Source organism: Lentilactobacillus senioris (genome assembly GCF_026798195.1).
GTDB classification, from domain to species: domain Bacteria; phylum Bacillota; class Bacilli; order Lactobacillales; family Lactobacillaceae; genus Lentilactobacillus; species Lentilactobacillus senioris_A.
Map to the genome: position 1 here is coordinate 234,801 of NZ_JAPQEZ010000003.1, position 14,549 is coordinate 249,349.

Genomic DNA, 14,549 nt, shown 5'->3' on the forward strand with positions numbered 1-14,549 from the left:
CATTTCTCCTTTTAAATTACCAATGCATTTCGGGATACTTAGCTTGAACTTTTTTCCAAACAATTCGTTCAAGATTACGGTTAATCGTGGTATTCCAAGCATCGTTAGGAACTAACGGTTTAACTAAGATACAGTCAATTCCACACCGATTGGCCGCCCGTACGTCGGTCAATACCTGATCACCAATCATCACTACCTCAGAACGATTTAAGTGCCACTCTTTGATTGCCCGATTAATTCCAATTCCCGTTGGCTTTAGAGCTCTAGAAATAAATTCTAAGCCTAGTGGCTCAATTGCTTTGGCAATTCTTTTTTTACTATTGTTAGAGACTACAATAACACTTATCCCGTTATCTTTCATTTCTTTTAACCAGGGTCTTAACCGGGGATCTCCTAACGACTTATCCCATGGCATTAAGGTATTATCTAAATCTGTAAAAATAGTAGTAAGTTGATTTTGTTTTAAAAATGCTGGAGTAACCTCAAAAATGGATTCAAACATCCACGTTGGTTTAAATTGTTCTAACATAATAAACCCCTAACTTACTGCCCATTATCAAAAAAACTTCCACCCTCAAAAAAGCGGTGAAAGTTTTCAATGATTATTTAAGGGCTTTTTTTGCTTCGTCAGTTAATGCTTTAAAAGCATCAGCATCGTTAACTGCTAAGTCAGCCAACATTTTACGGTTCATGTCAATGTTAGCTAATTTCAAACCGTGCATGAATTGGCTGTAACTAAGATCATTCATCCGAGCAGCAGCATTGATCCGGGCAATCCATAATTTACGGAAGTTACCTTTGTTTGCGCGACGATCACGGAAAGCATAAGTTTCCGATTTCATTACTTGGTCTTTAGCGGTCTTGAATAAACTGTGCTTTGCACCACGGTAACCTTTAGCAAGTTTTAAAACTCGTTTCCGACGTGCGTGTGTAACTGTTCCACCTTTAACTCGTGGCATAATAAATTCCTCCTGTGTAAATCAAAAATTAGATAAGTTATTCGGTTATTATTTAGAAAGCATCTTAATGTAACGCTTTACGTTAGTTGCATCCATCATGCTAGTACCACGTAATTGGCGACGTTGCTTCTTAGTCTTACCGTGGAAACGGTGGCTAGTGTATGCATTGGCACTCTTTAGACCACCATTAGCAGTTTTCTTGAAACGCTTTGCAGCGGCACGGTTTGATTTTTGTTTAGGCATTGATCTAAATCCTCCTTAAAATAATTCGCTTTTATTTCTTGTCGCTTTCTTTAGGGGCGAGCATTAAGAACATGCTACGTCCATCCATTTTAGGCTTTTGTTCAACACTAGCAACATCAGCAGTTTCTTCGGCCATTCGGTCAAGAACTTTTCTACCAATATCCTTGTGAGTAATTGCCCGGCCCTTGAACCGGATAGAAACTCGAACTTTTTCGCCTTTAGCCAAGAATTTACGTGCGTTTTTTAGTTTAGTATTGAAGTCATTGACATCAATTACTGGACTCAAACGAACTTCCTTGACATTCACAATCTTTTGCTTTTTACGGGATTCACGATCTTTCTTTTGTTGTTCAAATCGGTACTTTCCGTAGTCCAAAATCTTAGCAACTGGTGGTTTGGCCTTCGGAGCGACCAATACAAGATCCAAATCAGCATCATCAGCAAGTTTAAGTGCTTCGTCACGACTTTTAACACCCAATTGATCCCCATCGGCACCGATCAGACGAACTTCACGAGCTCTAATTCCGTCGTTAACCATCATATCCTTTGCTATGGTAATTCACCTCCAAATTTTAAACAAAAAGCAGAAAGAGCGGACGCAAGCGCCCGCTCTGATATAGCGATTAACACAATTGTTAATCGAATTCGATATCAAGCCCAGTGATTAGAATCACTAAGGCGAGAAGCGGGTTGCTTCTGCTTTCATTTCAACTTCATAATCATACCATCAGTATTACTGAGTGTCAACGATTAGTTTTGTTGCCGGCGATTATAACCTTCCATGGGTATTTCACGAGCTAAAAAGCGAATTCGTTGCATCAACCGTTGAGCTTTCAATGGCTCATCATCACCACGTTGATTAACTCGTAAATGTTCATTAGCCAACTGATCCATCGTAAAATTAGAACTAAAAAAAGTTGGTAATTGTTGCTGCATTCGATATTCTAAGATCACTCCTAAAATATCATCTCTAATCCACGATGACATTGAATCTGCACCAATATCGTCCAGCATCAAAATCGGAGCTTTTTTAATTCGATCCACTTGTTCTGCTACCGTATTATTACCAATTGCCGATTTCATTTCCACCGCAAAGCTTGGAAAGTGAACCAAAGTGGTTTTAATACCCTTTTCAGCTAATTCATTTGCAAGTGCTCCCAGTAGATAGGTTTTTCCTACCCCAAACGGGCCAGATAAATAAATGCCCGGTTCAAAACCAGGTGCTTGCACATGATCTACGAAGTTGAGTGCAGCATCTAAAGCATCAAACCTTTCAGCATCGTGATCAAAATTACTTAATCGAGCTTGCCGAATGTCTTTGGGCATCATAATCGTCACTATTCGCTGTTGCAACACTTTTTGTTGATTTTTTGCAACTACTTCAGGCGAGGCCGTGTAAGAAATGTCGATTAGGTGATCATTAACCACTAACTGTGGGAAATATCCAGGAGCAAACGTTTTTTCTCCCTTAGCTACCTGTTGTTTGTCATTATAAAATTCATATAATTTAGCAGCACCACGAGAAACTGCCCCGTCAGCCAATTGCTCTTGATTGCGGGTTAAAAACGCGTTCACGTCCTCATCCGCCATTACCCGTTTCATGATGTCAGCAAATTTAGCATTAAAGTTAGTTTGTTGGCCCATCATGGCCTTAATTTCATCCCCTAATTTTTTCACGACCGTTCACCAGCTTTCATTTTTTTAATTTGTTCAATCGTTCTTGCAATTTCTTTTCCTGTTCAGGAGTTAATTTAGTAGTATTTTTAGCAGATGCAGTGGTTTTTGCCCACTCCGGCAGTGTTTCTTTAATGCTTTTACGACCATTATTATTGCGAGACCGTACCGGTTTAGCAGTCGCTTTTTGTTTTCTTTCCTGAAGTTTACTAATTGCCTGTTCAGCCGTTGCGATTTTTTGTTGACTCCAATCATTAGCAATGGTTTCAGATAGGCTCTTATTTAGAGTAGCATGTTGTTCATCAACCAGTAAATGGTAAATCAAGATATTAATTACCGAATTGCTTAAAATGTGCCGGCCAATTAAATCTCGAACTAATCGTTCTTCTCCCGAAGTAACAAAACCACGTTTTTGTTTTTTAATTTGTTGCAAGAATTGGAGGGGCGCCATTTGACCGGCAAACTTAGTAATTTGTAATTGTTGTGCTGATAAATTGCTTTGAGGATTAACGGCAGGAGTTGTCTCAGAACTAGCACCTTCCAAAGTGCCTCTGACTGGTGCCCTGAAATCATTAGAAATTACCGTTTTTAATTTCTTAACATCTAACCGATTAGTTTGTAAATTGACCGCCTTTAGTACATATTTTCCCATTTGTACTTCATCAATACCATACAATGCACTTTCGGTTTGAATAACTTCCATAGCCAACTTTACACTATCCAACTCAACAAAACTATTTTCTAAGATACTTAGTAATAATTTTTCGTCCAAGGGGCGCTCTTGGTTGGTATTTTGTGGGCCTACCTTAAAATCTCCCAATTGGTTTTTAACTTGAGTTAATTGAGCCTGGTTCCGCTTCATTCGCTCCACAATTAATGGAAAAGTATCAGTTACAGAAGCCGTAACCTCTTCAGCCTCTTCTGGAATATTTTGTTTGGGAACCATTCTGTTTTGAACTTGCTGAAAAACCTGATCTCCCAATTTTTCCAACAACAAAATAGTTAATAGATCAGTAGCAAAAAACTCTTTGGCAGATAAAGGTCTTCGCACCAAATACATTACTTGATTCTTACTATTAACTAACCAGGTCTTTAAAAGTCCGCAGGCTTCTAACATTTTACGATCAGTTTCTAATTGATTAATACTAACATTTAGTAAACTTTGTAGTTCAAAATGCGTATGGATTTGATTAGGTTGTTCCTGAAAAATGATTAGATTTTTAAGTTGAAAATAAAGGCCTAATGCACTTGTGCCCACAATCGGTCCGTATAAACTATTTAAAATCTCCGTTGCATTTTCAAAAACTTCATCTGCCACAACTAAAAAAGGAGTGTTAGGAGTCATTTTAGTTGCCAGACTAATCATCCCCCTTTTCATTTTGCCGATCTCTTTCCATGATTTCTTTTAATTCTTCATAAAAAACGGACATATCCTTAAATTGACGATAGACACTAGCAAACCGAATATAAGCAATTTCATCTAAGTTAACTAGTTCATCCATAACGTACTCACCAATTTGTTGACTGGTAATTTCATTATCTCCAGCAGCTCGAATTTTATTTTCAATTTTATCAACCAAACTAGTAATTGCGTTCATTGAAACCGGTCGTTTTTCTGCAGACCGTACGATTCCCTTAGTCAACTTTTCTCGACTAAATTCTTCACGGTTACCATTTTTCTTAATAACTAATAAAGGGGTTACTTCGACTCGTTCAAACGTAGTAAACCGAAATCCACACCGTTCGCACTCACGACGGCGGCGAATAGCCCGTCCGTCATCCGTAGGTCGACTGTCAACTACCTTAGAACCATTATTACCACAATGGGGACATTGCATTTTGCTTCACCTCTTTAACACTCACTGTTGAGTTAACCAATCAGCTACCTGCTGATAAGTTTTTTGCTTCGTTTCAGAATTATAAATCACATAATCCGCCAATTGTTGTTTAACTTCCACTGGCCATTGTGCTTGAATTCTCTGATTAGCCTGAACAATTGACAAATTATTTCGTTGCATCAATCTTTGAAGTTGAATATTAGCAGTACAACTCACCATCAAGATTTCATCTACTAATTGTTGGTAGCCATTTTCAAATAAAGTGGGTGCATCTAATACAATTAGTGAATGTTCCTTTAGTTCCTGAACTTCTTTAACAATTTGTTGTCTGATAAACGGATCAATAGTTCGAACTAACAATTTTAGCTGTTCCTTATCGCTAAAGACGATTCTCCCCAAAGCTTTACGATTCAATTGACCGTCACTTTGCAACATGTCCTTGCCAAATTCAGCTACGATTGCAGCCAAGCCTACAGTATCCTTGGCTTCTACTCGTTTTGTAATTTGATCTGCATCAATAATTGGAATTGCTTGTTGGCTCAAAAATGAGCTAACTAGTGATTTGCCCGTTGCAATTCCCCCAGTTAACCCAATAATTTTACTCATCATGTTCTCCATGTAATTGCTGACAGTACGGACAAAAACTAGTTCCCCGCTGTGCAACTTTAATTTTTTCGATAGTGGTACCACAACGAAGACAAGGTTCTCCTTTTCTACCATAGACCTGCAAGTAATTTTGAAAACTACCTGCTTCGCCATAAGCATTGGAATATGAATGCACGGTAGTTCCATGTCCTGCAATGGCTCTTTGAATTTCATCAATAATATTAGCCCGTAAATCAGCAATTTGGGCTTCTGGAATTTCATTTACAGGCTGTAACGGATGAATCTTGCTCATCCATAGCACTTCGTCAACATAGATGTTTCCCAAGCCAGCAATATTACTTTGATCCAATAAAAATGGTTTTACTTGTCTTCTACCTCGCTTGAAAATGTCCAGCATGTAATCTAACGATAGATCTTCTGCCGTGGGTTCAGGACCAATAGTTTGTAATCCAGCCACTTCGAATTCCGTCCCGGTCTTGACCAAGTTCATTCTCCCAAATTTACGAGTATCATTATATCTTAATTCACGACCATCAGCTAAATGAAAAACAATATGTGTATGTTTACCTAAAGTTTCGCCTTCGGGTTCTACATCGTATTTACCTTCCATCCGAAGATGAGAAATAATTGTATAGCCGTTACTAATTCTAAATAATAAATACTTGCCTCGGCGATCAATTTGTTCAATAGTCTGCCCCTGCAAAGTCGCGTTAAACTCTTCTGGAGTCACATTAATCATCTTAGGATATAAAACATCTACGCTGGTAATTTGACTGTCCTTCACTAACTGGGTTAGTCCTCGACGAACGGTTTCTACTTCTGGTAACTCTGGCAATTGTAATCCCCCTTATTTAGCATCGTACCAAGTCTTACCGTAGTGGCTTTCCACCTTCAACGGAATGGCCAGCTTAACAGCCGAATCCATAATTTGTGGTACAATTTTTTTAATTTCATCTAATTCGGATAATGGTACTTCAAAAATCAATTCATCATGCACTTGCAGTAACATCTTAGTTTGGTACCCCTCTAGTGCCTTATCCATCTTAATCATCGCTTTTTTAATGATATCAGCAGCACTGCCTTGAATTGGGGTGTTCATTGCTGTTCGTTCCGCAAATGATCTGCGATTGAAATTGCTGGAATTAATATCGGGTAAATAACGACGGCGTTTCTCCAAAGTTTCTACATAGCCGTGATCCTTTGCAAAATCAACAATCTCAGATACGTACTGTTTGACTCCAGGATATTCTTCAAAGTAACGATCGATGAATTGCTTAGCTTGCTTTCTGGTAATACCCGTATTTTGCGCTAATCCATAATCACTAATTCCATAAACGATTCCGAAATTAACTGCCTTTGCTTGGCGTCTTAATTCTGGGGTTACCTGTTCATTAGAATCTAATCCAAAAATTCTACGAGCCGTAGCAGCATGAATGTCTTCGCCTTCACGGAAGGCTTCTTGCATATTTTGATCGCCACTAATGGAAGCTAATACGCGTAATTCAATTTGAGAATAATCTGATGAAAAAATAACTTCTTCACTTTGAGACGGTACAAAAGCAGACCTAATCTGCTTACCCTCTTCAGATCTAATTGGAATATTTTGTAAGTTAGGATCCACCGATGATAAACGACCGGTAGCGGTCAACGTTTGTAAATATCTAGTATGAATCTTACCGTCAGCGGGATTAATAACCTTTAATAATCCCGTAATATAGGTTGATAACAGCTTAGATACTTGGCGGTAGTCTAAGACACTTTGCACAATGGGGGCATCTGGAGCCAATTTTTCTAAAACGTCTACCGCCGTGGAATAACCAGTTTTGGTTTTTTTAATCACTGGTAATTTAAGTTTATCAAACAAGATATGGCCTAATTGCTTAGGTGAACCGATATTAAATTCTTCGCCTGCCTGCCGGTAAATTTCAACCTCTAACTCAGCCATTCGTTCTTTTAATTTGCTACCCATTTCCTCTAAACGACTAGCTTTTACGGTAATCCCAGCAATTTCCATTCTAGCTAAGACTAGCGCCATGGGTAATTCCATTTTCCAATATAGATCGGTTTGATTATGTTTATCTAAGTCGGCAAACAAATCTACTTTCAAGTTACTAATGGCTGCTATTTTATGAACTAGATGTTCTAAAAATACTGGTTGATCTACTGGGATACTTCGCTTAGCGCCTTTACCATAAACTTCTTCATCCGTTTTCACGTTTTGATATTCATGTTCTCTAGCCACCACTGCTACATCGTTACTATTATTAGCTGGGTTTAATAAATAAGAAGCTAATAGTAGATCAAAATTAACTCCGGCTAATTTAATTCCTAAATTATTTAAGGCTACATATGTTTTCTTTGCATCAAAAACATTTTTCTTAACGTCAGCCGTCTCTAATATTTTAACGACCACTTCATTATGCAATAATTCTGCATCATTAGTAGCATACCAGTGATCCTTATCACCCAATGCTAAACCAACAATTTGAGCGGTATGATAATTTTCATCATCTAATTCAATTTGTAATTCAATTTCTGAATCCAAACTGGCTAATTCACTGATATTTTTAGCCGTAAGTTGTTGAAATTTAATTTCGGAGTATACATCTTGATCATTTACGGCCTCTGGATCCATTGCCGCCAAAAAAGACTTAAAATCCATTCGCTCATAAAAATCAATTAGTTTAGGAGTATCAGGCCCCGTGTATTTGCAATCAGCTAAACTAATGGTTAACGGCGCTTGGCGATTAATTGTAGCTAATTCTCGAGCCAATTCAGCCTTATCACGATCGGCCAATAAATTTTCGCGTAATTTGTTACCACTAACATCATCAAAATGATCATAAATGCCAGCAATACTGCCAAATTGTTGAATTAATTTTTGAGCGGTTTTATCGCCAACTTTGGTAACACCAGGATAGTTATCGGAAGTATCTCCTTTAAGCCCTTTAATTTCAACGATTTGATCGGGCCGTACCCCTAATTTTTCTAACACGTAATCCGGAGTGTAAGTTTCTAATTCAGTAACTCCCTTTTTTGAAACTTGAACGGTAGTCATCTTAGATGTCAACTGAGTTAAGTCGCGATCTCCGGTAATCACCGTGACTGCGTAATCGCCAGTATCTTCTGCCTCCTTGGTTAAGGTACCGATAATATCATCGGCTTCATAGTTAGCCAATTCATAAGTTTTGATTCCACGGTCTTCAACTAGTTCTCGAATAAATGGCATTTGTTCAGATAATTCATTGGGAGTCTTGGAACGCCCCCCCTTATAACCATCGTATTTTTCAGTTCTAAAAGTAGTTTTTCCAGCATCAAAAGCAACTAATGCCTCGTCAGGTTGTTCTGCCGCTAATACCTTATCTAGCATTCGGTTAAATCCATAAATCGCGCTCGTATGGAGTCCCTCACTATTCGTAAAGCGATCAAGTGACTGATACAGGGCAAAAAAAGCTTTAAATGCGATGCTATTTCCGTCAATTAGCAGTAATTTTTTGGGCATTATTTTCTCCTTTAGGTTAAATCTCACAATTCATCTTGTTATATTTTACCACTTGCAAGCCTTATTATCATTGATCGAATACGAAAAAACGATGATTTCAACAGATTGAAATCATCGTTTAGTTTATTTATTATCACCATAACCAAAAATGGAAAGCAATTGTAGAAATAAGTTAACAAAATCTAAGTAGAGCTGAAGCGCTCCGTAAACCGCTAACCCATTTTCTGAAACTTGGCCACCATATTGGTTATACATATTCTTAATTCTTTGGGTATCATATGCCGTCAAAATCGTAAAGATAATCACCGCAATAATCGAAAAGACAAATGAAATCAGACTGCTTTTCAAGAAAATATTGATAACCATTGCGATAATCAATGCAATTAATGCCGCTGAGGCTTGTGCCCCCCAACGAGCTAGGCTTCGTTTGGTGATTAAGCCATAAGCCGTCATTGAAATAAAGATCGCTGAGCTGGATAAAAAGGCAGCTGCGATTGACGTTCCCGTGTAAGTGATGAAAATGCTAGAGAAGAAAACACCACTAACAACGGCATAAACCATTAAAATAACAAAGCTTAAAGTTGGTCGCTTCATCGCTTGAACCGAAATGATCATCGGCATTACAAACCATAAAATTAACGACCCCCACATTACCCACTGATTTTGAACTAGAACCAATGGACTTAAAACATTGCCAAAGTAATATGCGGTAGCAGCTGAGACTAGCACCGCGATACTCATCCAACCATACATTTTGGTTAAAAATTGATTCAAACCGGCATTGTCATTTACAACCTGGCGATTGTTTGAATAGTTGTTCATATTAGTCCACTCCTTCTATCAAATTGAGAATAGTGTACCAAAATCAGCCAAATAAGCAAGCAATTAGATTAATTGATTTTATTACTTAAATGACTTAATAGCTCTTCATAGGCATTTTCGTATTTCAAAATATCTCCAGCTCCCATGAAAACAACTACGTCATTGTCATAATCCAAAAGTGGCGACATGTTTTCTACTGACAATACTTGACCACCCTTGGTAATCTTTTGGGCCAAATCAGCACTAGAAACATCCCCAGATTGTTCTCTAGGTGAACCATAAATATCAGTTAAAAAGACTTTATCTGCTAGGTCTAAACTAGTAGCAAAATCATCCATCATAGCAATGGTTCTGCTGAAAGTATGTGGTTGAAAGACTACCACGATTTCTTTATTGGGATATTCTTGTCTAGCAGCATCAATTGTGGCTTTGATTTCAGATGGATGGTGAGCATAATCATCAATAATCGTCATGCCCTCAACTTTTCGTTCAGAAAAACGGCGTTTAACGCCCTTAAAAGTTAAGAGTTCATTTCTGATCTCATCTAAGTCAACATCTTCAAAGTAAGAAACCGCAATTACGGCCAATGAATTTAAAACATTGTGTTCACCAAATAGTGGCACGGCAAATTCACCTAAATCTTCATCGTGATACCAAACGTTGAACTTAGATCCCTTGGTAGTCCGTTTAACATCTACAGCTCTAAAATCATCAGTTTCATTCAAACCATAGTAATAGATAGGCACATTAGCTTTAATTTCACGAAGATATTGATCATCTCCCCAAGCAAAAATTCCTTTCTTCACTTGGCTAGCAAAAGTTTGAAATGCATCAATTACATCGTCAATACTTTGATAATAATCTGGGTGATCAAAATCAATATTAGTCATAATTGCATAATCCGGATTAGTGGCAAGGAAGTGCCGACGATATTCGTCTGCTTCATAAACAAAGAAACGAGCGTTAGGTACCCCTTTACCAGAACCATCTCCAACTAAATAATCAGTGGGAGCAATTCCACTAAGAACGTGGGCCAATAAACCGGTTGTACTAGTCTTACCGTGAGCTCCGGCAACTCCAATACTAGTTTTTCCTTCAATCATTTTACCTAAGAATTCGTGATAACGATAAGTAGGAACTCCCATTTCATGGGCTTTGACTACTTCAGGATGATCATCTTTAAATGCATTACCCACAATTACAATCATATTATCTTGGATGTTATTTTCGTCGAACGGCAAGATTTTAATCCCCGCCTTTTCTAACCCCCGTTGAGTAAACGTGTACTGAGTAATATCTGATCCTTGAACTTGTTCTCCACGATCAACTAAAATTAGCGCTAATGCACTCATTCCAGTTCCTTTAACTCCAATAAAATGATAGATTTTTTTGGTTTCCATTCTTAATTCCTCTCCGCATCCTAATTATTAACGCATTAATTCTTTTCTTCATGATAATAAACTTCACGAGGTTTTGATCCGTGTTGTTCAGAAATATAATGATGCCGTTCTAGTGCATCAATGATATTGGCAGCTCGATTGTAGCCAATTGAAAATAGTCTTTGCAGTTTTGAAGTAGAAATGGTGTCTTCGTTGCTAATATATTGCAACACTTCTGGCATCAATTCATCTTCATTATGGCTCTCCACTACTTGCTTTAGTGAATCAGGGGTAAATAGGTATTTAGGCTTGCCTTGTTGCTTTACAAAGTCCACTACGTTTTCTAATTCTTCGTTAGTTACGTAGGCTCCTTGCAGTCGAATAGGTTGCGGTGCTCCGTTACCTAAGTACAACATATCACCTTTTCCAAGTAATGATTCTGCGCCACCGGTATCGATAATGGTACGGGAATCTACTTGACTAGAGACCATAAAGGCAATTCGAGTTGGAATATTATTTTTAATTGTTCCAGTAACAATGTCTACACTTGGTCGTTGAGTAGCCACAATTAAGTGAATACCAGCAGCCCTAGCTTTTTGGGTAATTCTCACAATATAATCCTGAATTTCACTAGAAGCCACCATCATCAAATCAGCTAATTCGTCAATAATAACTAAGATATATGGCATTTTTAATCCATACTCTTCTCGTTCTTCTGCTTTATCATTAAACTGCTCAATGTTTCTAACCCCCGCAGCCGATAATTTTTCATATCGTTCGTCCATTTCCTTAGTTACCCACTTCAAGGCAGCAGCAGCTTCTTGGGGATCTGAAATAACCGGTGATAACAAGTGCGGAATTTCGTCATATGGTGCCAATTCAACAGCCTTCGGGTCAATCAATAACAATTTAACTTCAGCTGGATTGGCTTTATACAAAATAGATACTAATAAACTGTTAATGAAGACGCTCTTTCCGGAACCAGTTGCCCCCGCAATTAAGCCATGCGGCATTTTTCTAATATCAGTAACTTGTGGCCGACCAGAAATATCTACCCCCACTGCAGTTGTTAATGGTGATTTTTTCTCCGCAAATTTAGGCGTATCAATAATTTCTGAAAGCATTACTGGCCGTGGATTTTTATTAGGAATTTCAATTCCGACGGTAGATTTACCAGGAATTGGCGCTTCAATTCGAACATCCTTAGCAGCCAAAGCCAACTTCAAATCATCACGTAAGTTAACAATTCTCTGGACTTTCACTCCTAATGCCAACTTGATTTGGAATTGAGTAACTGTTGGACCATTCGTCCAGTCAACGACCTTAGCATCTACTCCAAATGCTGCTAGAGTCTTATCTAAGACGTCAATTTGATTTTCAATCCAATCTAATATTTGATCGTCATCCGTATCTACGGGTGGAGTTAATAACTCCATACTTGGGAATTGATACTCGGCAAGATTAATTTCTTCATCAGAGTCAGTCAATTCGTTTGGAGTGTCTTCTAATTTTGGCTGTTCCACGGTTGATTGAGTTAATTGTTCTTCATCAGTGTTAGTTTCAGTAGGATTCGTCATTAAACTTCGCACTGGGTTTTGGAATCGTTGATTAATTTGCTTTTCTTGAACTTCATCAATAGTTTCTGGTTGTTCAATCTCAATTTTTGATTCCGGTAAAGCAGCTACTTCGCGATCTGTTTGAGCCTTTTCTGATTGATCATCAAAGAAAGGCAACTTAGTTTCAGTAGCCTCTTCACCCATTATTGAAGAAAAGGTTTTACCTAAGCCACCTGGTACTGATTCTTCTTCTGATTCTTCCGTTATTGGTTGCGTACCTAAATCAGTAATTTCTACATTTTCGTCAGTAACATCTGAAGCAGTTAAACCTGTTTTATTAGCTTTAATATCCTCATTAGCCAAGTCGCTAACTTCATCATCTGCTGGTTTAGTTACATTTTCAACTGAATCTACAACTTCCTCTTCATCTGGCTCAAGCAATGCCGGTTTATTTTCGGTTAATTCATCAACCGTAACAATAGCATCTGCTGGCTTTTGTTCAACTTCGGTTATTGTTTCTGGTTCATTAGGGTCTCCAAATAGAATTAAATCATCCGGTTTAATTTTCAAGTTTGCAATTAATCGTTCATAAAATCGGGCTCTTTGATTAGATTGCCGGTCAAAGAAGTGAACCATTTGGGCATTAGGTTCCTCTATAGAGGTTCTTTTTTTAGGTTCAAATTTTCTAATTTGCTTAGAAAACTTTGACTCTGACACCTGGCTTGGCTGGTTATTGGTTCTATGTTTAATCGGTGCAACGGTATCCGCTAACGATTGGGAACCTCTGGAAGCTGATTTTTTCTTAGCTTCCTGTTGCGGTTGTTTATTTTGTTGTATTGTTCTTTGAACCGCTTTGAGGTCCTTACGCCAACGATAATATGCTGGCCCATCATAATTATTCATTCCACCACACCTAAAATTTTATTAATCAAAAATACTACAATATAAATAGTTACTTATTAGTCAAACAAATGCTGAGCTTTAGTAAAATCAAATGGTTCTCCCACTTGGTAACCATCTTCTGGCAAAATCAATGCGCCTGGTACTTGCGGAGAATTAGGAATTTTCAATTCTCTTCCTGAACAAATCATCCCAAAACTTTCTACGCCTCTTAATTCACCCGGCCAAATAATTTGACCGTTAGGCATCATTGCACCTACTTTAGCAACTACTACCTTAATGCCCGCCTGCATATTAGGAGAGCCACTGACAATTTGAAGTTTCTCACCATTATTAACTTCGGTCAAAGTAACGTTTAAATGATCAGAATCTGGGTGAGCTGTCATACTTTCAACGTATCCCACCACAAACTTAGGATCATCATCGTAATGCAACGTAAATTCAAACTGGTGCTCACTCAAATAAGCGTTTAACTTATTAACTTGATCTGCAGATAATTCAATTTGGCCTTGATTATCCTTAATTTCTGGTAAAATCTCGCTAGCGGCTAAGAAATTAACCCCGATAGTTTCACCAGAATCAGTTGCAATGATTTGCGCAACGTTATCTCTAATTTCAGTTCTTTGTTCTTCAACATCTTGGCCCATAATAACCACTAAAGTATCACCAAGAGTTTGTGCGTTATAGCTTGCAATTAGCATTAAAAAAATCCCTTCAATATTAGTTTAATGAATTAATGAAAGTTTCTACTTCTTGTTTAGTTTTACGATCCTTGTTAACAAGCCGACCAATTTCTTCGCCATTTTCAAAGGCGACAAAACTTGGAATGCCAAAGATATTCATTTCAGCTGCAAGGTCGATATTTTCGTCCCTATCAACTGCCAAGAAAGTATAGTCACTGTATTCCGCCTCAATTTCAGGCATCGCTGGCTTAATAAAACGGCAGTCAGGGCACCAATCTGCAGAGAAGAACAACATATATTTACCAGAGCTAACTTTTTCCTTCAATGATGCTAAATCCATTTTTTCTAAACTCTCCATAATTTGGTAGTCCCCTTTCAAAATTAACA

General features: G+C 38.0%; 15 protein-coding genes and 1 other annotated feature. All 15 genes read right to left on the reverse strand.

The features are described from left to right. Nucleotides 1-16 precede the first annotated feature (16 nt). Nucleotides 17-529, reverse strand: a complete 513-nt coding sequence (locus OXT66_RS05240) for a YqeG family HAD IIIA-type phosphatase (RefSeq protein WP_268596346.1) — start codon at nt 527-529, stop codon at nt 17-19. Nucleotides 530-602: 73 nt separating this feature from the next. Beyond that, nucleotides 603-959 carry a 50S ribosomal protein L20 gene (gene rplT / locus OXT66_RS05245; RefSeq protein WP_056978409.1) on the reverse strand — a complete coding sequence of 119 codons (357 nt, stop codon included), beginning with the start codon at nt 957-959 and terminating at the stop codon, nt 603-605. A 48-nt stretch (nt 960-1,007) separates the two neighbouring features. Then, nucleotides 1,008-1,202, reverse strand: a complete 195-nt coding sequence (rpmI, locus tag OXT66_RS05250; protein ID WP_054669913.1) for a 50S ribosomal protein L35 — start codon at nt 1,200-1,202, stop codon at nt 1,008-1,010. A gap of 31 nt (nt 1,203-1,233) precedes the next feature. After that, on the reverse strand, nt 1,234-1,761 hold the full coding sequence (infC, locus tag OXT66_RS05255) for a translation initiation factor IF-3 (protein WP_082620590.1): 528 nt from the start codon (nt 1,759-1,761) through the stop codon (nt 1,234-1,236). A 19-nt stretch (nt 1,762-1,780) separates the two neighbouring features. Further along, nucleotides 1,781-1,910 (reverse strand) — a sequence feature (ribosomal protein L20 leader region). A gap of 42 nt (nt 1,911-1,952) precedes the next feature. Then, nucleotides 1,953-2,879 carry a primosomal protein DnaI gene (gene dnaI / locus OXT66_RS05260; protein ID WP_268596347.1) on the reverse strand — a complete coding sequence of 309 codons (927 nt, stop codon included), beginning with the start codon at nt 2,877-2,879 and terminating at the stop codon, nt 1,953-1,955. Nucleotides 2,880-2,895: 16 nt separating this feature from the next. Continuing rightward, complete coding sequence (locus OXT66_RS05265) at nt 2,896-4,254, reverse strand: DnaD domain protein (RefSeq protein ID WP_268596348.1); 1,359 nt, start codon at nt 4,252-4,254, stop codon at nt 2,896-2,898. Next, nucleotides 4,235-4,714 (reverse strand): transcriptional regulator NrdR, encoded by a 480-nt coding sequence (nrdR, locus tag OXT66_RS05270; protein ID WP_268596349.1) that lies wholly within the window; start codon nt 4,712-4,714, stop codon nt 4,235-4,237. Before nrdR ends, OXT66_RS05265 begins: the two co-directional genes overlap by 20 nt. 21 nt (nt 4,715-4,735) lie before the next feature. After that, complete coding sequence (gene coaE / locus OXT66_RS05275) at nt 4,736-5,323, reverse strand: dephospho-CoA kinase (RefSeq protein ID WP_268596350.1); 588 nt, start codon at nt 5,321-5,323, stop codon at nt 4,736-4,738. Continuing rightward, on the reverse strand, nt 5,313-6,155 hold the full coding sequence (gene mutM / locus OXT66_RS05280) for a DNA-formamidopyrimidine glycosylase (protein ID WP_268596351.1): 843 nt from the start codon (nt 6,153-6,155) through the stop codon (nt 5,313-5,315). The genes coaE and mutM overlap by 11 nt, the downstream gene beginning before the upstream one ends. A gap of 12 nt (nt 6,156-6,167) precedes the next feature. Continuing rightward, complete coding sequence (polA, locus tag OXT66_RS05285) at nt 6,168-8,822, reverse strand: DNA polymerase I (RefSeq protein WP_268596352.1); 2,655 nt, start codon at nt 8,820-8,822, stop codon at nt 6,168-6,170. A gap of 123 nt (nt 8,823-8,945) precedes the next feature. After that, complete coding sequence (locus tag OXT66_RS05290) at nt 8,946-9,644, reverse strand: Bax inhibitor-1 family protein (RefSeq protein ID WP_268596353.1); 699 nt, start codon at nt 9,642-9,644, stop codon at nt 8,946-8,948. A 68-nt stretch (nt 9,645-9,712) separates the two neighbouring features. Continuing rightward, nucleotides 9,713-11,044, reverse strand: a complete 1,332-nt coding sequence (murC, locus tag OXT66_RS05295; protein ID WP_268596354.1) for a UDP-N-acetylmuramate--L-alanine ligase — start codon at nt 11,042-11,044, stop codon at nt 9,713-9,715. A 35-nt stretch (nt 11,045-11,079) separates the two neighbouring features. Further along, nucleotides 11,080-13,482, reverse strand: coding sequence for a DNA translocase FtsK (locus OXT66_RS05300; protein ID WP_268596355.1), 2,403 nt, complete (start codon nt 13,480-13,482; stop codon nt 11,080-11,082). 56 nt (nt 13,483-13,538) lie between these two features. Continuing rightward, nucleotides 13,539-14,180, reverse strand: a complete 642-nt coding sequence (ytpR, locus tag OXT66_RS05305) for a YtpR family tRNA-binding protein (protein WP_268596356.1) — start codon at nt 14,178-14,180, stop codon at nt 13,539-13,541. 19 nt (nt 14,181-14,199) lie between these two features. Further along, nucleotides 14,200-14,520, reverse strand: coding sequence for a thioredoxin family protein (locus tag OXT66_RS05310; RefSeq protein ID WP_268596357.1), 321 nt, complete (start codon nt 14,518-14,520; stop codon nt 14,200-14,202). Between the last annotated feature and the right edge of the window lie 29 nt (nt 14,521-14,549).